We start from the raw sequence: 20,520 nt of genomic DNA on the forward strand, positions 1-20,520 counted from the left end.
TAATTACCTCTCTTTTTATTTTATGTTTGAATCACCCCTAAATTAAATGGTTTCTCAATAGGAGCGTGGTTGGCCGCTTCAATTCCCATCGAAATCCATGTTCGCGTTTCTATAGGATCAATAATGGCATCAGTCCATAATCGAGATGCGGAATAGTAAGGCGACACTTGTTCGTCATAACGCGCTTTTATTTTGGCAAACAATTCAGCTTCTTTGGCTTCATCAACTTGTTCTCCTTTTGCTTTAAGTGAATTGGCTTCAATTTGCGCCAATACTTTGGCAGCTTGTGTACCACCCATTACAGCTAACTCAGCACTCGGCCAAGCCACAATCAAACGGGGATCGTAGGCTTTGCCACACATGGCATAGTTTCCTGCTCCATAAGAGTTGCCAACAATGACAGTGAATTTTGGCACTACCGAATTGGAAACTGCATTCACCATTTTAGCTCCGTCTTTTATAATACCGCCATGCTCCGATTTACTACCTACCATAAATCCAGTTACATCTTGTAAAAACACTAACGGAATTTTCTTTTGGTTGCAATTGGCTATAAATCGTGTTGCTTTGTCTGCTGAATCGGTGTAAATCACCCCACCAAATTGCATTTCGCCGTTTTTAGTTTTGACTACTTTTCGTTGATTGGCTACAATTCCCACAGCCCAACCGTCAATTCGAGCATAACCCGTGATAATAGTTTGACCGTAGCCTTCTTTGTAGGCTTCAAATTCGGAATTATCCACCATTCGCTTGATGATTTCCATCATATCGTATTGATCGGTGCGTGCTTTTGGTAACACGCCATACAATTCGTTTTCGTCTTGAGCAGGTTTTTCTGATTTGATTCGGTTGAAACCGGCTTTGTTATAATCGCCAATTTTATCAACGATATTTTTTATTTTGTCCAAAGCGTCTTTGTCGTCTTTGGCTTTATAATCAGTCACTCCTGAGATTTCGCAATGCGTTGTTGCACCACCTAATGTCTCGTTGTCAATGCTTTCGCCAATAGCGGCTTTCACTAAATAACTTCCGGCTAAAAAGATACTTCCGGTTTTGTCTACAATTAAAGCTTCGTCACTCATAATGGGTAAGTACGCCCCGCCAGCCACACAACTTCCCATCACTGCCGAAATTTGAGTAATTCCCATACTGCTCATTAAGGCATTGTTTCTGAATATGCGACCAAAGTGTTCTTTGTCAGGAAAAATTTCATCTTGTAAAGGCAAATACACCCCAGCACTATCCACTAAATAGATAATAGGAATGCGATTTTCCATGGCAATTTCTTGCGCACGAAGGTTTTTCTTAGCGGTTATTGGAAACCAAGCACCCGCTTTTACAGTCGCATCATTGGCAACGACAATACATTGTTTTCCTTTGATGTATCCTAGTTTAACTACGACCCCGCCCGATGGACAGCCGCCGTGTTCTTTGTACATTCCTTCGCCCACAAAGGCTCCAATTTCAATACTTTTTTCGTTAGCATCAAGTAAATAATCAATACGTTCACGTGCTGTCATTTTTCCTTCAGCATGTAATTTTTGAATGCGTTTTTCTCCGCCTCCCAGTTTTACTTCTCCCAACTTTCTGCGGAGTTCCGAAAGTAATAATTTGTTGTGATCTTCGTTTTTATTGAAATTCAAATCCATTGAAATGCTTTTTTGTCAAATTAGAAAGCGAAAATACGAAATCATACAACCATTTTGTATGGTTGTAGATGTTATATTTTTGATAAAATTGTAGGACTATTTTTTAGAATCTTCTACAAGACGTTTTAAAATCGCCCATTGTTTTAATGCATCTCTAGCATCAACGGCTGGGTAACCTAAAACGGTTTTTCCCGCCTCTACATTACTTACAACTCCTGAACCCGCACCTACAATAGCGCCGTCGCCAAGAGTTGTGTGGTCTTTAATAGAAGCGCTTCCGCCAATGATAACACCTGTTCCTAAAGTAACAGAACCTGCCAATCCAGAGTTTCCAGCCATAATACAAAAACGACCTAGTTTACTGTTGTGACCAATTTGAACTAAATTGTCAATTTTACAGCCGTCGCCTAAAACGGTAGAACTAAATTTCCCTCGGTCTACGCAAGAGTTAGCCCCAATTTCAACGCCATTTCCAATCACGACATTCCCAATTTGCGGAATCTTCACCAAGCCTTTTTCAGGATCAGGTCTGAAACCAAAACCATCAGCGCCAATAGTCGCATTAGGATGGATGATACAATGATGACCAATATGACAACGTTCACGAACTACAGTTCCTGACCAAATTACAGTATTATTTCCAATGGAACATTCGTCCAAAACGGTTACGTTAGGGTAGAGGATGGTATTTTCTCCGATGGTTGTTTTGGGACCAACATACACATTGGCTCCAATTTTACTCCCTTTTCCAATTGTAGCTGAAGCATCAATTACGGCAGTTGGATGAATTTCGACATGAAATACGGGACTTGGCGGTGCAAAAAGTTCCAATACCTGTGACATCGCTAAATCGGCATTTTTTACTTTGATAAATATCCGATTGTCTCCAGGTTCGATGCTAATATCTTCGTTGACTACAGCAGCACAGGCTTTTGAAGTAGCCCAATTTTTTTCATATTTTCGGTGACCAATAAAAGTAATTTCAGTTGCAGATGCTTCGTCTAGTTGTTCAGGAGCGGTAATTGTGGGGTTAATTGATCCAACAATAGTACCTTTGAGTACTTCGTTGATCTCTTGAATAGAATACGATTTCATAGTTTTAGGTTGGTTAATAACAGTATTTAATTCAAATAAAATCAATTAAAGATGAAATCACAACTTTTTTGAAAATAAAAAGCTCCTCAAACTATTCTTAATTAGAAAGCTGAGGAGTTGTATTTTGAGTTTAAAATGAAGTTTATTCTTCTTCTTTTTGTCCCATCATCATCAGATAAGCTTTCAAGAAATGGTCAATTTCTCCATTCATCACGCCATCTACATCGGTTGATTCGAATCCGCTACGAACGTCTTTGACTAATTTGTAGGGGTGCATTACGTAATTTCTAATTTGCGATCCCCATTCAATTTTCATCTTACCTGCTTCAATATCGGCACGTTGGGCAAGTTGTTTTTTCAACTCAATTTCGTACAATTGCGAACGAAGCATTTGCATCGCACGGTTTCTATTATCGTGTTGCGAACGCGTTTCCGAACATTGAATCTGAATGCCTGTTGGTTTGTGTACCAATTGTACTTTAGTCTCTACCTTATTTACATTTTGTCCACCAGCACCACTGGAACGAGCAGTAGTAATTTCGATATCTGCTGGATTAATGTCTATTTCGATGGTATCATCTACTAACGGATACACATAAACAGAAACAAACGACGTATGTCTTTTGGCATTGCTATCAAAAGGCGAAATTCGTACTAATCGATGCACACCATTTTCTCCTTTCAAATAACCAAAAGCATAATCGCCTTCAATTTCCAAAGTCACAGTTTTGATTCCCGCTACATCACCTTCCTGGAAGTTCAATTCTTTGACTTTGTAGCCTTGTTTTTCAGCCCACATCAAGTACATTCGCATCAACATAGAGGCCCAATCACAACTTTCTGTACCTCCGGCACCAGCCGTAATTTGTAGCACGGCGCTCAAAGTATCTCCTTCTTCCGAAAGCATATTTTTGAATTCAATGCTTTCTATATGCAACTCGGTGGCACGATATTGTTCGTCTAATTCTTCTACCGAAAGTTCGCCTTCTTTGTAAAATTCATACGCTAACTGCAATTCATCACTCAGCTCAACAGCTTTGTTGTAATCTTCAATCCACTTTTTCTTGTTTCGAAGGTTTTTGACAACGATTTCAGCTTCTTTGGCATTGTTCCAAAAGTCAGGTGCAAAGGTCTTTTCTTCCTCGTTTGTAATTTCAATTAATTTGGCATCAACGTCAAAGATACCTCCTCAACGCACCAAGGCGTTCTACAATACCTTTTATTTGTTCGGTAGTTGTCATAAATTATGTAATTTTGTGAGGCAAAAATAAGACTTTTTTAAGGAAAGACAATTCGACTATTGTTTGTCCTTCACTATAACAACATAAAAATGGAAATAAACCTAGTTAGCGATACGATTACAAAGCCTACACACGAAATGTTACAATACATGTTCAATGCAGTTGTAGGCGACGATGTGTACAAACAAGACCCAACAGTAATTGAATTAGAGGCTAAAGTAGCAGCACTATTCGGAATGGAAGCGGGATTGTTTTTCCCTTCAGGAACGATGGCAAATCAAACGGCAATCAAATTGCATACCCAACCGGGCGAACAATTAATTGCAGATAAATATGCGCACGTTTACAACTACGAAGGTGGTGGCGTTTCTTTCAATAGCGGTGTTTCCTGTTGTTTGTTGAATGGCAATCGCGGAATGATTACGGCTGCTCAAGTGAAATCAGCAATTAACGATCCGGAATTTTACCACAGTCCGTTGACGAGTTTGGTTTGTGTAGAAAACACCACTAACAAAGGAGGAGGAGCTTGTTATGAATTAGAGGATTTGCGCCAAATCAAACAAGTTTGTGTGGATTACAATTTAAAATTTCATTTGGATGGTGCCCGAATTTGGAATGCTTTGGTAACCAAAAACCAAGATCCAAAAGAATTCGGAAAACTATTTGATACGATTTCGGTTTGTTTATCCAAAGGACTAGGCGCACCAATAGGTTCTGTTTTATTGGCGGACAAGAAAACGATTCATCGTGCCTTGCGTGTTCGTAAAATTTTTGGTGGCGGAATGCGTCAAGTAGGCTATTTGGCTGCTGCTGGAATCTATGCCTTGGATCATAATATAGAACGTTTAGCGGATGATCATCGTCGTGCCAAAGAATTGGCAGCCGTTTTAGAGCGTAAAGATTGGGTAGCTTCGGTTGAGCCTGTAGAAACTAATATATTAATATTTTCGTTGGCGCCACAAGTCAATGAAAGTCAGTTCATGGAAATCCTAAAACAGAAGAACATTTTAATTAGTTCGATGGGTCAAGGCAAATTGCGAATTGTAACGCATTTGGACTACCGCGAAGTGATGCATACCTATGTTTTAGAAACTTTAGAAAAGTTAACTCTTTAATAATGGAGAATCACATCAACCAAACTACTTTAGTAGTTAAAGACTACGACGAAGCAATTGCTTTTTATACGCAGAAATTACATTTTGATTTAATTGAAGATACCGTCTTAAGTGAAACTAAACGTTGGGTGGTTGTTGCTCCAAAGAATTCGCAATGCCGATTGTTATTAGCGAAAGCGGCCAATGAAGAACAATTAAAATCTATAGGAAATCAAACGGGAGGACGTGTTTTCTTATTTTTAAATACGGATAATTTAGAAAGAGAACGTCAAAATTTAATAGACAAAAAAGTCAATATTGTTCGCGAATCCAAGCAAGAAAATTACGGAAAGGTGTTAGTTTTTGAGGACTTGTATGGAAATTTATGGGATTTGATTGAACCTATTGCAAAAAACAATTCGCATTATTTTTCTACTGCAATCTTAGCTATTAAACCCGAGGTTGATTTTGATACTGCAATCGAAGCATTGAAAAAATTACAAGCAGAAACTAAGTTAGAAGTAGGGAATTTTTTATTTGAACTACATTCGAATACAACTGATGCGAAACAAATTATTGTTTGGGAGGGATTTTATTCGGAATCTGATTTTCAATTGCATTTGCAATCCAATCATTTACAAGATTTCCTGAAACAGAATGTGGTTGATTTTGTCTCAGGATATCCTGCCAAACGAATAGTTTAAATTATTTAAACAAATTATCCATTCCTGGAATCATGGGCATGTCCATTTTGGCTACCGCATCTAATTCCGCTTCATTTACTTTAGTCGCTTTTTCGATGGCTTTATTGAGTACCAAGATCAAATAATCTTCCAGTTGCTCTTTGTCTTCTAATAAGGCATCATCAATTGCAATTGATTTGATAGTTCTATTGGCAGTTAAAGTAACTTTAAGTGTTCCGTCGCTACTTTGCTCATCAATTAGTACCGAATCCAAACGTTTTTTAGTGTCTTCTATTTTTTGTTGGGTTTCTCTTAATTTACCCATCATTCCCATTAAATCCATATTGCTTTATTTGTTGATTAGTATTTGGTGTAAAATTAGTACATTAGATGTTTATTTTAAATTAAATAATCATGAAAAATACACTAGTGTTCCACTTTGTTTGTGTTATTTTTGCGTCTTCATTTACAACGATTAAAGCACAGTCTATGTCACATACTATTGCAGCTCCTGTAGCTAAAATACTTCCAAAGCAATTAAAGAAACACAATCAGGTTCGAACTGATAATTATTTTTGGTTAAATGATAGGGAGAATCCTGAAGTGATTGATTATTTGAATCAAGAAAATGCCTATTATGATGCCATGACGGCGCATACCAAAGATTTTCAAAAGGCGCTTTTTGAAGAAATGAAAGGGCGTATCAAAGAAGACGATCAATCAGTTCCGTATTTATACAATGGCTATTTTTATATCACACGATATGAAAAAGGACAAGATTATCCAATTTACTCTCGTAAAAAAGGAAGTCTGGATGCCAAAGAAGAAATTTTATTTGATTGCAACGAATTGGCTAAAGGACATACTTTTTTTCAATTGGGCGGATTGAGTGTAAGTCCAGACAATCGATTTGCTTCCTTTGGAGTTGATACTGTTGGCAGACGTATTTATACCATTCAAATTAAGAATTTGGAGACCAATGAAATACTATCAGATGTTATTGAAAATGCAACAGGAGGTTCGGTTTGGGCCAATGATAACCACACCCTTTTTTACACACGACAAGACAAAGTAACCTTGCGTGCCAATCAGATTTTCAAACACAAATTGGGAACTACAGCCGATAAAGATGTATTGGTTTATGAAGAAAAAGACGATACCTTCAATGTTTCGGTTGGCAAAGAAAAATCCAAAAAATACATTGTCATTGGTGCTGAAAGTACCTTGACAACAGAATATCGTATTTTGAATTCGGATACACCAGACGCGGAATTCAAAGTGTTTCAGCCAAGAGTTCGCGGACTAGAATACAGTATTTCTCATTTTGGCGATTCGTTTTATATTTTAACCAATAAAGACAAAGCGACCAATTTTAAATTGATGAAAACTCCTGAAAATGCGACTGAAAAGAAACATTGGAAAGAAGTCCTTGCGCATCGAGAAGACGTTTTAATTGAAGACATTGAAATCTTCAGCAACTATTTGGTAGTCGAAGAACGTTCCAATGGTTTGAACCACATTCGCATTATGCCTTGGAGTGGAGAAGGGGAGTATTACCTGCCTTTTGGAAGCGAAACGTACAATGCCTACACCACAACTAATGTTGATTTTGATACTGATATTTTGCGTTACAGTTACCAATCATTGGCAACACCATCTTCGGTGATTGATTTCAATATGAAGACCAAAGAGAAAGAAATCAAAAAAGAGCAAGCCGTTTTAGGGGGTCAATTTGACAAAAATAATTACGTAGAAGAGCGCGTTTGGGCTACCGCCAAAGACGGAGTTAAAGTACCTATTTCATTAGTGTATCGCAAGGATTTGAAAAAAGACGGAACGAATCCTTTATTACAATACGCTTATGGGTCTTATGGTGTAACTATGGAGCCCTACTTTTCAACTACCCGTTTATCATTATTAGATCGTGGTTTTATTTATGCTATTGCGCACATTCGTGGTGGTGAAGATTTAGGAAGACAATGGTATGAAGACGGAAAATTATTGAAAAAGAAAAATACATTTACAGATTTCATCGATTGTTCTCAATTTTTAATACAAGAAAAATATACGTCACCAGCACATTTATATGCTGAAGGGGGTTCGGCAGGCGGATTGTTAATGGGAGCAGTGGTTAATATGGCACCCGAGTTATACCATGGTGTCATTGCGCAGGTTCCATTTGTAGATGTGATTACAACTATGTTAGATGATAGTATTCCGTTGACAACAGGAGAATATGACGAATGGGGCAATCCAAATAATAAAAAATATTACGACTATATGTTATCCTATTCTCCTTATGATAATGTGAAAGAACAAGTTTATCCAAATCTATTTGTATCTACAGGTTTACACGATTCTCAGGTACAGTATTGGGAACCAGCTAAATGGGTTGCTAAATTGCGTACTCATAAAAAAGGAAATACTAATTTATACCTTCATACTAATATGGATGCAGGTCATGGCGGGGCGTCAGGTCGATTTGAAGCCCTTAAAGAGTTGGCCAAAGAGTTTGCATTTTTATTGGATTTAGAAGAAATTAAAAAATAATTAGAAATTTATTCTTAAATTTGTCACTTATTAGGGTTGCTTTAATAAGACCTGAATAAACTATTTTTTTTTATGAAAGAAGAAATAAATGCTCATAATTCGGTTTTAGATTTGATAGGTAATACACCACTTATCAAGCTAAAAAAAGTAACCGAAGGAATAGAAGGTAATTTCTATGCTAAGGTAGAGGCATTTAACCCAGGTCACTCCTCCAAAGACAGAATAGCACTTTATATTATTGAACAAGCTGAGAAGCAGGGGATTCTTTCTCCAGGGGATACCATTGTGGAGACTACTTCTGGTAATACCGGTTTTAGTTTGGCGATGGTCAGTATCATTAAAGGATACAATTGTATTCTAGCGGTAAGTTCAAAATCATCCAAAGATAAAATCGATATGCTTCGTGCTATGGGTGCCAAAGTATATGTTTGCCCTGCACACGTATCAGCTGATGACGAACGTTCGTATTACAGTGTAGCGAAACGTTTGCATGAAGAAACTAAAGGATCTATTTATATCAATCAATATTTTAATCAATTGAATTTTGATGCTCACTATCTGAGTACAGGGCCTGAGATTTGGAAACAAACCAACGGAAAAATCACGCACCTTGTAGCTTGTAGTGGAACTGGAGGAACTTTATCGGGTACTGCTAAGTATTTGAAAGAGCAAAATCCAAATATTAAAATTTTAGGTGTAGATGCTTTTGGTTCGGTATTAAAAAAATACCACGAGACTAGAGAATTTGATAAAGAGGAAATTTATCCGTACCGAATCGAAGGTTTGGGTAAAAACTTAATCCCATCGGTTACTGATTTTGATATTATTGATAAATTCATGAAGGTAACGGATGAAGAAAGTGCCCACGCTACACGTGATTTAGCTAAAACAGAAGGTTTGTTCGTAGGCTATACTTCAGGTGCCGTACTTCAGGCAATTAAGCAATATGCTGAGGAAGGGGAGTTCACTCCAGATAGTAATGTAATTGCGATATTTCCAGATCATGGTTCCCGATACATGAGTAAAGTCTTTAGCGATGATTGGATGAACGAACAAGGATTTTTTGATAGTATTAACGAAGAAGAAGCTCAAAAAATAGAATTCATAAAATAGTTTGCTTTGCAAATACTAAATAAAACTCCAGAGCAATCTGGAGTTTTTTTATTTCTACCCTTATAAACGAAAAAACTCCCGACGAATCGAGAGTTTGTATCTGAATTAATTGGGGCTTAACCAATAAAAGGGAAATTATTCTTCCATAGTATGATAGACGTTCATCACATCATCATCTTCTTCAATTTTCTCAATTAGCTTTTCTACGTCTGCAACCTGTTCTTCAGTAAGTTTTTTAGTAATTTGAGGAATTCTTTCAAATCCAGAAGATAAAATTTCTAAACCTCTGTTTTCTAATTCTTTTTGAATAGTACCAAAACTTCCAAAAGGCGCGTAGATTAAAATACCGTCTTCATCTTCAAAAACTTCTTCAGCACCAAAATCAATGAATTCTAATTCCAATTCTTCAGGATCTAAGCCTTCTTTTGGAACACGGAAATTACAAGTATGGTCAAACATAAATTCAACTGATCCTTGTGTTCCCATAGTACCATTACATTTGTTGAAATAAGAACGAATGTTAGCTACAGTTCTATTATTATTATCGGTAGCCGTTTCAATCAAAAGTGCAATTCCGTGAGGCGCATAACCTTCAAACAATACTTCTTTGTAGTTCGCCGTATCTTTGTCGGTTGCTTTTTTAATGGCACGCTCCACATTATCTTTAGGCATATTAGCTGCCTTTGCATTTTGTATTACAGCTCTTAATCGAGAGTTGGCATCCGGATTTGGACCTCCCTCTTTTACTGCCATTACAATATCTTTACCAATTCTAGTAAAGGCTTTGGCCATTGCTGACCAACGTTTCATTTTTCTTCCTTTTCTAAATTCAAACGCTCTTCCCATTTCTGATATTTTTTAACGATGCAAAAATACTATTATTTTGCAGTTTTACAATTGCTGTTATTTTTTATAAAAAGGTAATTGAACCACTTTGGCAGGAACATCATTTTTGCGAATTCGGATGTAGATATCGCTACCAGTACCACTAAATTCTGCATTCACATAGCCTAAGCCAATGCCTTTATTCATGGAAGGCGACATGGTTCCAGAAGTTACAATTCCGATGGCGTTTCCAGCAGCATCTACAATTTCGTAATCGTGTCTTGGCACGGCACGCTCTTGCATTTCAAACCCAACCAATTTTTTGGTTACACCATTTTCTTTTTGCTTTTTAAGCGCAGCTGAATTAGTGAATTCTTTATTGAATTTGGTAATCCAACCCAATCCTGCTTCTAATGGCGAAGTAGTATCGTTAATATCGTTTCCGTACAAACAGAATCCCATTTCTAAACGTAAAGTATCACGAGCAGCTAATCCGATAGGTTGGATTTTGAATGCTTTTCCAGCTTCAAAAACGGCATTCCAAATGTGCTCTACATCGGCATTTTTACAATAAATTTCAAATCCTCCTGATCCTGTATAACCCGTTGCTGAGATGATTACGTCATTGATTCCAGCAAAATCACCTACTTCAAAATGATAGTATGCTATTTGTGCTAAATCCAATGAAGACAAACTTTGCATCGCATCCACCGCTTTTGGCCCTTGAATAGCTAATAAAGAGTAGTCATCAGAAAGATTTTGCATTACTACACCCAAATCATTATGACTGCTAATCCAGTTCCAGTCTTTCTCAATATTAGAAGCATTTACCACTAATAGGTATTCGTCTTCTTTCATTTTGTAAACCAATAAATCGTCTACAATTCCACCTTCTGCATTAGGCAAACAAGAATATTGTGCTCTTCCAATAGTTAAGGTAGCCGCGTCATTTGAGGTTACTTTTTGTATTAAAGCTAAGGCATTCGGACCTGATAGTAGAAATTCTCCCATATGCGAAACGTCAAAAACGCCCACGCCTGTTCGAACAATTTCGTGTTCAGCATTGACCCCTTCGTAAAGAATGGGCATATTGTATCCTGCAAACGGAAGCATTTTAGCTCCTAAACTTTCGTGAATGTGGGTTAAAGCTGTATTTTTCATTTGATTGAAGTAATTTTTTTGATGGCGCTAATTTATCGCTTTTTTATGGAGTGGCAAAAAATATGCGAAACGGATTTTGAAAGCTATTTTTCAGTACTTTTAAATTTCAATTATAAAGTATTGGATTATGAAATCGTTTTGTTATGCTGTTATTCTTAGCTTGACTTTTGGTCTATCGGCGACTGCTCAAAAAGTTTTTTCGGTCAACTATCCTAATCAGGCTGATGTTAAAGTATTTGTAGTCAAATATGAAAATCAAGCTGATTTAAAAGTATTTAAAGTCAATTATCCCAATCAAGCGGGAGATAATGATGGCAAATGGTTTTTTACAGACTATCAGAATCAAGCTAAAAAGAAGGTTTATTTTGTAGATTATGAAAATCAAGCCGATTTAAAGATATTTTTTGTTTCGTATCAAAATCAAGCCGGCTGGCGCAACTCTTCTAAGCGTCATTTGTTGTATTGATTTGGATAGCCTACTTGTATTACACTTTAATTGTCACAATTTCCTTAATTCGAGTGGTATAGCAAGGCGATAATCTTTCTTGTTTCATCTTCCATTGTCTACCAATAGATTGTGAGGCAAATCGAACGGTAGTTTTCCCCATGGCTGCGTTTAGTTTATCAACGACACGCATTACAGGTTGGTGTTTTGGATTTGAAAAGTTGAATAAGGACAGTTGCGTTTCGTTATTTGGCGTTAAGCCCATCACGATTACACCCGCTTTTTTGTATTGGTATCCTTCTTTAAAAATCGCTTTTAATCCTATTTGTGCATACTTATTTAAGTCAATAGTCGAATCAGTAGGGTAGTCTGTTTTTATTACAATACTTCTAGAATATTGAGGGGCATCCTGACTGAACCGATTGGTTTTAACAAATACCATTACCATATTGCATTGACTTTTTTGCTTTCTGAGTTTTTCTGCGCAATGGGCTGTAAATGTTGCTACTCTTTCGGCTACTTCTTCAATAGTTTGATATGGTTTTTCGAATGACCGAGTAGTTGCAATGGCTTTTTTACTGGTTGGAGTTTCTAAATCCAATCGGGGTTTCCCTTCTAGTTCGTGCTTTAGTCGTAATCCTACCACTGACATTTCTTTTCTAACCCAGTCATCGTGCAGTTTGGTGAATTGATAGGCATTCTTTATTTGAAGCGCTTTCAATCGTTTTGCATGTTGGTGTCCAATACCCCAAACATCGTCAATTTTAGTCCACTTTAATGCTTTTATTCGTTTCTCTTCGGTATCGATTACATAGACACTTTTAGTTCGATCAGGAAATTTTTTTGCTATTTTATTGGCTACTTTGGCCAAAGCTTTAGTTGGAGCAAATCCCACACTGATTGGAATTCCGGTACCTTTAGTAACTGTACGCTGAATAGTAAGACCGTATTCTTCCAGATTAAATTGCTCAAATCCTTGGAATTTTAAAAAAGCTTCGTCAATACTATACACTTCTATTTCGGGAGTAAAAGTAGCGAGTAAGTTCATGACTCTATTGCTCATGTCTCCATACAAGGCATAGTTGGATGAAAAAACATGGACATTATGCTCTTTAAAGATACTTTTAAATTGAAATGCTGGCGCTCCCATTGGCACACCTAATGCTTTTGCTTCGTTGGATCGTGCAATAACGCAACCGTCATTGTTAGATAGGATAACAACAGGTTTTCCTATTAAATGCGGTTCGAATACTCTTTGACAAGAGGCATAAAAATTATTACAATCAACTAGTGCAAACATTAGAATTTTTTTATGGATGCGGTTACAATACCCCAAATAATTAATTCATTTTCAGGAGTCACTTTAATTGGTTCGAAGTCCTCATTTTCGGCGATGAGCCAAACGATATTTTTTTCAATCTTGATTCGTTTTACTGTAAACTCACCATCAATTTGACAGATCGCAATTTTATCATTTTGCGGTTCTAAACTTTTATCAATAATGAGTAAATCACCGTCATAAATACCCGCATTTTTCATCGAATGCCCTCTTACTGTTGCAAAGAAAGTGGTGTCTTTGTGCTTGATTAAATGGGTGTTTAGGTCAATAGATAACTCGATAAAATCATCAGCAGGCGAGGGGAATCCCGCTCTAATACCCGCATCAACATAAGGTAGTTCCATCGCTGTTGCATAAACAGGAGTGTAGAATTCTAAGGTTGTTGTGGTATGTAATTTTTTCAGTTTCATTCTTCCCAAAATTAACTCAGAAGGAGCTAATTAAAAAGTAATTCACCGATTAAAGTTATCAACTAATTTTTTCTAGGATTGGTCGAATAGGTATTGGTATAGCATTCAAATTGTACTTAATTTTTTCAAAAAAATATTGTAATTCAAGCATTTGGTAACTTATATTTGTAGGTAAAATAATCCGTAAAAATAAGTTTATGTACAAAATAGTATTAGTTTGTTTGGTATTTTTTTCTACAAATGCAATTGCTCAAGTAGATAGCACAGAGGTTTTAGATTATAGCAATTTTGGTGATGCTGAAGGGGTAAAAAGATATTGTAATCAAAAAGTACTCAATCAAGTTCCCCAACGAATCTTGAGTTTGGGATTCGAACAACAAGGTAGTTTTATGATGCCTGGAGTTAGAGATGGAATGTCTTTAATGAATCAAGATATACGCGTTAATCAAGTGTCAGCTATAAAAGCGCAGGCCAATATTCCTGTAATTTCAAATACCAAGATCATTTGGCAATTAGGAGCCAACTACTGGTCAAGTCAATTTTCAATTGATAATCCAGGCAGGAATTCATTTGCTCAACGACTTGATGCAAGAGCGATGACTACAACGGGAATTACTACCACTATTTTCAAGCCCTTGAACGAAAAGAATTTTATGATTTTCCAAGCTAGCGGTGATATGAATGGTTTTTATCAGCGTTTAAGCGATCTAACTAGTGACGCATTTACCTTTAGTGGTGCTTTGATTTATGGATGGAAAACCTCAGATAAAAATATGATTGGAGCAGGTATCTCGCGTACCTACCGTGCAGGGCAACTGTTACACATCCCTGTGCTTTTTTGGAACAAAGCATTTAATGACCGCTGGGGTATGGAACTTTTATTGCCAGCTCGTGGCCATCTGAAATACAATTTCTCTACCTCCAATATTCTTCAAGTAGGTTTTGAATTAGAGGGAAATCAATTTTTCATGAATTTACCGGATAGTCCAACTGGAAAAGTTTTTATCCAGCGAGGCGAATTCAAACCAAGAGTTATGTGGGATAAAAAATTGAGCGGATTTGTTTGGTTAAGTGCACAAGCAGGATTGCGCTACAACTGGCGTTTTGACGTGGTAACTCAACACGATGCCAAAGAAGTGAACCAGCAGTATTTTACTAGCCCACTTGGCAATCCGTTTTATTTCAATTTAAGTTTGAATTTTGTTTCGCCTTAATTTTTAGCGACTTGACGGGTCCAAACATCGGTGCGACCAATTAATGACACCCCAATATAACCTCTTACTTCTAGAGAGTTGGCATTGATCATTTTTATGGTACAAGAATAGGTATTCCCACTTTTTGGGTCATAAATATTTCCCTCTTCCCAAAGGTTTTTCGATGTTTGGCTAAATCCCCAAATATTGATTAGACCTAGTATGGGTCTGTTTTGTGATGATTGAGTTGGGTTGTTTTTGTCTAATTTAGCTTTTCCTGTTTCGGGATCATTAGGTTCTTTAAGCCATACAATTTTTCCTTGGAATTTATCTCCGTTTTTATAAATGCGCACCACTGCATTTCCATCTCCTGTTTTCCAGATTCCTACGATAGCATTAGGCTCTTCAACAGGCAACCCCATTGCTGTGGTTCCAAAAAGAACGGTTAAAGTCGTAAGTAAAGTAAAGGCCGATTTTTTAAAAGCGATAAACGTAGATTTCATAGAATAAAAAATTAAGTTGATGGGTTAAAATTCTAAATTCAAATATAAATAAAATTTATTTTAAAGTGTAAAATTTATTTTTATTTAAATGGATTGTAGTTTTTGATCTAAGAATTAAATAATTGTTTGGGACGTTAGATTTAAATAAAAAAAGCACCTCAATGAGGTGCTTTTTTAGGAGAAAGAGGTATTCGAACCCTTTAAATAGTATCAGTGAAATCAAGGCTTACCATTTTCGAAATCACACGGGGTAACTCATAGGGTAACTGATTTTTTACATGTATCAATAGTACTGACGTAAATGAACAAAAAATAATTTAAATGATGAAGTTTTGGTTCAACTTTAACATAATTATTTAGTCTCAGAGTGTTTTATTTTTTTTCGCTTTTAGTTATTGTTTGTATTACTTTATTCGTAAATATTTTTATAAAATTAAATGTGAGTTGCCAATTGTTTCTTTAAAATTCTTTTCTACTTTGGCTATTTCAGCAAATTCATACCATTTAGTAACCGTTTCACTAATTTGCTGAATGATTGTATTTGCTTTTTTTATATTCATTGATTTTGCTACTGTCAATAAATCTTCTTTAGTAATATTGGTTCTTTTTCCATTGATGCTTAGATTGTGTTGGCTAACCCAATTACTATCAGGGCGATAAGCAAAACAAATATCATAAGCTGGGGCTAATTCCCAATTTCCCTCTTTTTTTAATCGAAATGCAAAGTTTTTGGTGTGGTCATCACAATTTCTGGCTATTACATTAAAAGCCATTCTTCTAAACAACTGTTCGGCTTGTTTATAAGGTAGTTTAAGTAATCGCATGGTTTGGAATACTTGTTCGTAGCTAAAACTTGTAATTTGGTTGAAATCATAATGCTGCATGGCACATAATGTTTGGATGTGGTGTTTTTGTTCAGCCCCTTCACGATCAAAACGTTTGGTCATGAAATGGGCTCTACCATTTTCTTCCATTAATCGACATTCCATCATTTCTATTTCACAAGCTTTTGCCATTAGGTAATACGCCATTTCAATTCTACCATAGCCAGTACTTTCACCAAATTGGATATCACTCACTGTATCTAATTTAATTAACCAATGTTCAAAATCTCTAGGAGCATTAGTTTGTCCGGATTTTACTTGACCTGTTTTTTCATTATAGGCAATAATTGCTTTGGGACGCGCTCCACCTGCTGAGGTTCCTATTTTAAGAATGTCTAACATGGCTTGTTGCTCGTCTTCGTTTAGGTTGGTTTGAAACCCTTCTCTTTTGGTAAGCATTTTTTGAGTAATATTGACCAAACTATCCACTTCAATATCAAATGCTTTTTTGGTGCTTTTGAATTGAGAAGGTTCGAACTCTAATGCGCCCATACCTCGTGTTCCAATAAAACATAGTAGTTCAACTGGATTCATGCTGTTTTCTGGCCGACCATTTTGTGCTAACCAATTGTTTATTAATTGGTTTCCATAATCATCGGGTAATACATCGGCTAATAAACCGGGTAATCCTTTGAATGTTTTTACATCCCGTAGTTCCGGGAATGAAAAAATACGTTTATTGCTATTTGCAATTGGCATTTTTAATGGAGCCAAATCCGATTTAGTTGCAATAAATTTCGGTTCGTATTCAAAACTAGCCACACCTGTTTCCTTGTTCCATGCTACGGCACCGACTCTTTCTCCCCATATTTTTAAAAATGCTGTTGTTATCATTACCAATCAGATTGTTTAGCGTTATCATTATCATTTTTTCTAGCGCGTTGTCTTTTTTGTTGCTCCTGCTTTGCTAGTTTTATAGGGCTAATTTCTTGTTTTACGGAAAAGACATCTAATAGCTGTAAAATTTCTAAAGCCCTCATGATTTGAATTAGCGAAATCATCGTTATAGCTTCACCATTTTCAATTTGGCTAAGTGTCCATCGGTTTATACCTGCTTCATCCGCCAATTGCGCTTGCGTTTTATTGATTTTTAATCGCTCGTTTTTAATGAACTCTCCAATTTTACTTACGATAGCTGTATCGCTCATTGCTGTCCAGTTTATGTTGGTATTTACCATTTTTATTGCTTTAAATTGTACTTAGTGTTGGTATTTACAAACAAATATATTAAAAATTAATAGTTAAAACATAATTGTAACAAATATATTTGGTTGGTAAATACCATCGTTAGTGTAGTAAATTGTATTTAGTGTTGGTTTTTGCTAGTATTAAAGAATTATTTTAGCCGTTATAAAACTAAAAAATCTAAATCTTCGTTTTCATTATTATTTTCATCTGGAATTTTAATAAGTGTAAATCGTCAGTAAAAAATGTACTGATTTAGATTCAAAATTTCTGGCAAAAATGCTCGAGTAACTCTGTATAAACACTAAGTTAATTGTTTTTGAAGATTTAAAGTAGGTTAATTATCATTTTATAAGTAGATTTTATATGCAAAAGCATATAAATTACTGTAAATGATATATTTTATATGTAAAAGCATATAAATAATATATTAACTTACAATAATTGAAATAGCCTTATTTCCCATCCATGATTCTATAAATTATTCTCAACCTTAAATTTTTCAAACCATTTATTATACAATGAAATGTATTCTGGTGTTTGTTTGATATTGTCTAAATCGTCATCAATACTGATGTGTTTAAAATTGTTATTGCCTTTTTCAAAAGAAGTTTTCAATGCATTTAGTGCTTCTTCTTTTTTATTCATTAATGCGAAGAGACAGGCTGCTTCGTAATAGTTACCTTCAGAAGGATATTTTTCTAGGATATCTTTCATCCATTGAAGTGCTTCTGACTTTTTATCTAGATGAAATAAGGCATATTGTTTACAATTCCCCTCTTCTTTAATTTCTTTTTCTAATGATGTGATGACGTTAAAATCTTCTATTGCTTTTTCTTTTTCATTTCGTTTTTCCAATAATAATCTTCCTCTCATTAAACGAGTATAGGTATCTTCAGGATTAAGTTTTACTGCAATGTTAAAATCCTCAAGGGCTTTGTCATTTTCTTTTAGCATTTCAACGTAAATCCAGCCTCTCATATAGTAATTCCAATAGTCTTTTGGGTCAAGTTCCATAGATGTATTTAAATCTTGAATGGCTTTTTGGTACTCGCCAGCATGGCGATAGGCATTGGCTCTTTGACTAAATACAACGGCATCAGTAGGGTCATTTGCAATTAAATAATTATAATCTTCAATTGCTTTATCATATAATCCTGCATTCTCATAAGTTGTGGCTCTTTCATAGATTAAATAATCCATATTATTTTCAGCTCCAACATACTTAATGAGTTGATCGAATTCTTTGATAGCTAGTTTGAATTTTCCATGCTTAGCATATAATCGTGCTCTTGTCGTATTCCAAAATTCATTGAAAGGAGCGTTTTTTGATTTTTCGTTTAGTTCGGTCAAAGCCAATTCATAATCATTTAATGAATAGGTTAAAAATTGGTCTCGACTATCGGAATCATCTGGTTCGATTGATATGACTTCTAGCATATCCAAAATAGCTTCTTTGTATTTTTTTTGTTCGAAATAAGTTTGCGCTCTCAATTGAAATGCCAGAAAATACAAATCGTTAAGTTGTATGGCTTTGGTTAAATTTTTCTCAGCCAAGTCATAGCGTTTCTCTTTTAAATAATTTCTTCCTAATCCTCCATAAGCATAAATGTTAGCAGCATCAATAGTTAGAATATGTTTAAAATCGGCCTCGGCTTTATCGAGTTGCCCGAGTTCAAAATAGTATTGTCCTCTATCGAGATACAAATTGATTTCCTTGGGTCTGAGTTGAATGGCTAAGGCATAGTATTTAAAAGTATTATCAATGTTTTTAAGTTTGTACGCGATATCGCCCTTGACTACATAAGCTTTGGAACGCATTGTACTACTTGACTCTTGAAAGTATAATAGTGCTTTGTCAATATGATTCTCTGCAACCTCTAGTTTATCTTGAATGATATACAAAACAGCGAGATAGAAATAGCTATAAGCCGACTTCGGGTTTTCGGCAATATCTTTTTCAAAGTATTCTAAGGCAGTTTCACTATCGCCGCCACTATAGGCTTTGTAAGCTATTTTATAATTTTCGCTTTGAGCACAACTTAAATTGGTGATTAAAATTAAGAGGAATGTGAGAACACTTTTTTGAAATAGAGTAGGAGTCATTGGTGGGGTAAATTAATCGTTTTCTATACTAACTCATAGATGAGAATTTTATTACATTGATAATTAAATTCTTTTTAATAAGTTTAAATAACCCTGGACTACTTCTTTAGTTTTATTGTATTCAGTTGATTTTTCATTAGTCGGCTCGTTTAAGTATAACTTTCTATTAATTTCTAGCATAATTGAGCTAACTCTTTTTTCTTTTTGATAATATTTCATTGGGACGATTGAACCACTATAAGGCCAATCAACCCCCAAAGAGTAACCTAAGTTTTCAAAATAGGTTATACTTGCTTCAATGTATTTCTTAGGTGTATGAAATGGGTCTGTACCAATATTGAAATCAGGTGTATTTGAATTTTGGTTGATTGCTTTTTGTAATGGGGTAGAAGGGAAGGAGTGACAGTCAATTATAAGACATTCACCATTTCTTATTAATTGTTCTTCAACTACTATTGTTAAACTATCATGATGTTTCCAATAATAGTCAGTAAGTATTTTTTCTCTTAATTCTGGTTTGACTTTTCGAAGTAATTCATCGGAATCTAATTTTTCATACAGAACACCCATACCTACTTTTGACATAATCTCTAGTTCATCATCAGCAAACCTTTCTACATCACAAAAAACTCTTGAAAAAGGTGTGACAATTTTAACGTCCAAATCAGAGTCAAATAAATCATCTGTATACCAGTCAGTTAGTTTGATAATTTCTTGTTGGATATTGTCATGAGATGATACGTATCCGTCTTGAAATGGAATTATAGTTGATGAATGGGGAATGTGTAAGATTAATTGTTTCATACAAATAAGTGTTTATGTTTATAATTCTTATTTGTATTCCGTGCAATAAAAGTAGCTAATAAGTACGTTTATTTTGACATAATGTCCGCATTGATTTACCACCGCGGTGACATCACTCGGTTGGTACCCATTAAAGGGTTCGGAATACTTTGCAAATTTACTATTTATATTTTGTTAGAATAAATAAAGATTAAAATATCACTAAATCCCGGTATATGAAATAATAGTATTAAATTTTTA

Annotated in this window: 19 protein-coding genes and 1 riboswitch; of the genes, 6 read left to right on the forward strand and 13 right to left on the reverse strand. The window is 35.5% G+C overall.

Annotated elements, in window-relative coordinates; all coding sequences use genetic code 11:
• Positions 1-20: 20 nt before the first annotated feature.
• From LPC23_RS06935 to prfB, 3 genes are all read right to left on the reverse strand, one after another.
• Positions 21-1,649 carry an acyl-CoA carboxylase subunit beta gene (locus LPC23_RS06935; RefSeq protein WP_229329094.1) on the reverse strand — a complete coding sequence of 543 codons (1,629 nt, stop codon included), beginning with the start codon at positions 1,647-1,649 and terminating at the stop codon, positions 21-23.
• Positions 1,650-1,745: 96 nt separating this feature from the next.
• Positions 1,746-2,744, reverse strand: coding sequence for a UDP-3-O-(3-hydroxymyristoyl)glucosamine N-acyltransferase (lpxD, locus tag LPC23_RS06940; RefSeq protein ID WP_229323954.1), 999 nt, complete (start codon positions 2,742-2,744; stop codon positions 1,746-1,748).
• 142 nt (positions 2,745-2,886) lie between these two features.
• A protein-coding gene (gene prfB / locus LPC23_RS06945; RefSeq protein WP_229323956.1) for a peptide chain release factor 2 occupies positions 2,887-3,985 on the reverse strand; the annotation gives its coding sequence in 2 pieces (ribosomal slippage) (positions 2,887-3,921 and positions 3,923-3,985; 1,098 coding nt in all).
• An 89-nt stretch (positions 3,986-4,074) separates the two neighbouring features.
• On the opposite strand from prfB, the gene LPC23_RS06950 reads away from it, so the two are divergent.
• On the forward strand, positions 4,075-5,100 hold the full coding sequence (locus LPC23_RS06950) for a threonine aldolase family protein (protein WP_229329095.1): 1,026 nt from the start codon (positions 4,075-4,077) through the stop codon (positions 5,098-5,100).
• Between the two features lie 2 nt (positions 5,101-5,102).
• The gene (locus LPC23_RS06955) at positions 5,103-5,783 is read left to right on the forward strand and encodes a VOC family protein (protein WP_229329096.1); all 681 of its coding nucleotides are present in this window, start codon (positions 5,103-5,105) and stop codon (positions 5,781-5,783) included.
• Position 5,784: 1 nt separating this feature from the next.
• Here LPC23_RS06955 and LPC23_RS06960 read toward each other — a convergent pair whose 3' ends face one another.
• Entirely contained in the window at positions 5,785-6,105 is a 321-nt protein-coding gene (locus tag LPC23_RS06960) for a YbaB/EbfC family nucleoid-associated protein (protein WP_229323962.1), read from the reverse strand.
• A gap of 71 nt (positions 6,106-6,176) precedes the next feature.
• On the opposite strand from LPC23_RS06960, the gene LPC23_RS06965 reads away from it, so the two are divergent.
• Positions 6,177-8,312, forward strand: coding sequence for a S9 family peptidase (locus tag LPC23_RS06965; protein WP_229329097.1), 2,136 nt, complete (start codon positions 6,177-6,179; stop codon positions 8,310-8,312).
• A 72-nt stretch (positions 8,313-8,384) separates the two neighbouring features.
• Positions 8,385-9,425 (forward strand): cysteate synthase, encoded by a 1,041-nt coding sequence (capA, locus tag LPC23_RS06970; RefSeq protein ID WP_229323966.1) that lies wholly within the window; start codon positions 8,385-8,387, stop codon positions 9,423-9,425.
• 135 nt (positions 9,426-9,560) lie between these two features.
• Here capA and LPC23_RS06975 read toward each other — a convergent pair whose 3' ends face one another.
• On the reverse strand, positions 9,561-10,271 hold the full coding sequence (locus tag LPC23_RS06975; RefSeq protein ID WP_229323968.1) for a YebC/PmpR family DNA-binding transcriptional regulator: 711 nt from the start codon (positions 10,269-10,271) through the stop codon (positions 9,561-9,563).
• A gap of 57 nt (positions 10,272-10,328) precedes the next feature.
• Positions 10,329-11,411 carry a glycine cleavage system aminomethyltransferase GcvT gene (gcvT, locus tag LPC23_RS06980; protein ID WP_229329098.1) on the reverse strand — a complete coding sequence of 361 codons (1,083 nt, stop codon included), beginning with the start codon at positions 11,409-11,411 and terminating at the stop codon, positions 10,329-10,331.
• Positions 11,412-11,538: 127 nt separating this feature from the next.
• Here gcvT and LPC23_RS06985 point away from each other — a divergent pair, with 127 nt between their 5' ends.
• Entirely contained in the window at positions 11,539-11,877 is a 339-nt protein-coding gene (locus LPC23_RS06985) for a 7(1) septoil knot domain-containing protein (protein WP_229323972.1), read from the forward strand.
• A 19-nt stretch (positions 11,878-11,896) separates the two neighbouring features.
• On the opposite strand, the gene LPC23_RS06990 is transcribed toward LPC23_RS06985, so the two are convergent.
• Together LPC23_RS06990 and LPC23_RS06995 are read right to left on the reverse strand one after the other, a co-directional pair.
• Positions 11,897-13,156 (reverse strand): Y-family DNA polymerase, encoded by a 1,260-nt coding sequence (locus LPC23_RS06990; protein ID WP_229329100.1) that lies wholly within the window; start codon positions 13,154-13,156, stop codon positions 11,897-11,899.
• Positions 13,156-13,605, reverse strand: a complete 450-nt coding sequence (locus LPC23_RS06995; protein WP_229329102.1) for a LexA family protein — start codon at positions 13,603-13,605, stop codon at positions 13,156-13,158. The genes LPC23_RS06990 and LPC23_RS06995 overlap by 1 nt, the downstream gene beginning before the upstream one ends.
• Before the next feature lie 197 nt (positions 13,606-13,802).
• On the opposite strand from LPC23_RS06995, the gene LPC23_RS07000 reads away from it, so the two are divergent.
• Positions 13,803-14,819, forward strand: coding sequence for a DUF6268 family outer membrane beta-barrel protein (locus LPC23_RS07000; protein ID WP_229329104.1), 1,017 nt, complete (start codon positions 13,803-13,805; stop codon positions 14,817-14,819).
• Here LPC23_RS07000 and LPC23_RS07005 read toward each other — a convergent pair.
• The 5 genes from LPC23_RS07005 to LPC23_RS07025 form a co-directional block, all read right to left on the reverse strand.
• Positions 14,816-15,301, reverse strand: a complete 486-nt coding sequence (locus LPC23_RS07005) for a DUF2147 domain-containing protein (RefSeq protein ID WP_229323980.1) — start codon at positions 15,299-15,301, stop codon at positions 14,816-14,818. The two genes, LPC23_RS07000 and LPC23_RS07005, sit on opposite strands and share 4 nt — an antisense overlap.
• A gap of 425 nt (positions 15,302-15,726) precedes the next feature.
• Entirely contained in the window at positions 15,727-17,019 is a 1,293-nt protein-coding gene (locus LPC23_RS07010) for a type II toxin-antitoxin system HipA family toxin (protein WP_229316476.1), read from the reverse strand.
• Positions 17,019-17,363, reverse strand: coding sequence for a helix-turn-helix domain-containing protein (locus tag LPC23_RS07015; protein ID WP_229329106.1), 345 nt, complete (start codon positions 17,361-17,363; stop codon positions 17,019-17,021). Before LPC23_RS07015 ends, LPC23_RS07010 begins: the two co-directional genes overlap by 1 nt.
• Before the next feature lie 481 nt (positions 17,364-17,844).
• Entirely contained in the window at positions 17,845-19,476 is a 1,632-nt protein-coding gene (locus tag LPC23_RS07020) for a tetratricopeptide repeat protein (protein ID WP_229329108.1), read from the reverse strand.
• Between the two features lie 63 nt (positions 19,477-19,539).
• Positions 19,540-20,280: an N-formylglutamate amidohydrolase gene (locus LPC23_RS07025; RefSeq protein ID WP_229329110.1), complete on the reverse strand. Its 741-nt coding sequence runs from the start codon at positions 20,278-20,280 to the stop codon at positions 19,540-19,542.
• A gap of 59 nt (positions 20,281-20,339) precedes the next feature.
• Positions 20,340-20,433: riboswitch (SAM-I-IV-variant riboswitch) on the reverse strand.
• Positions 20,434-20,520 lie beyond the last annotated feature (87 nt).

The sequence above is a fragment of the Flavobacterium ammonificans genome (genome assembly GCF_020885975.1).
GTDB classification, from domain to species: Bacteria; Bacteroidota; Bacteroidia; order Flavobacteriales; family Flavobacteriaceae; genus Flavobacterium; species Flavobacterium ammonificans.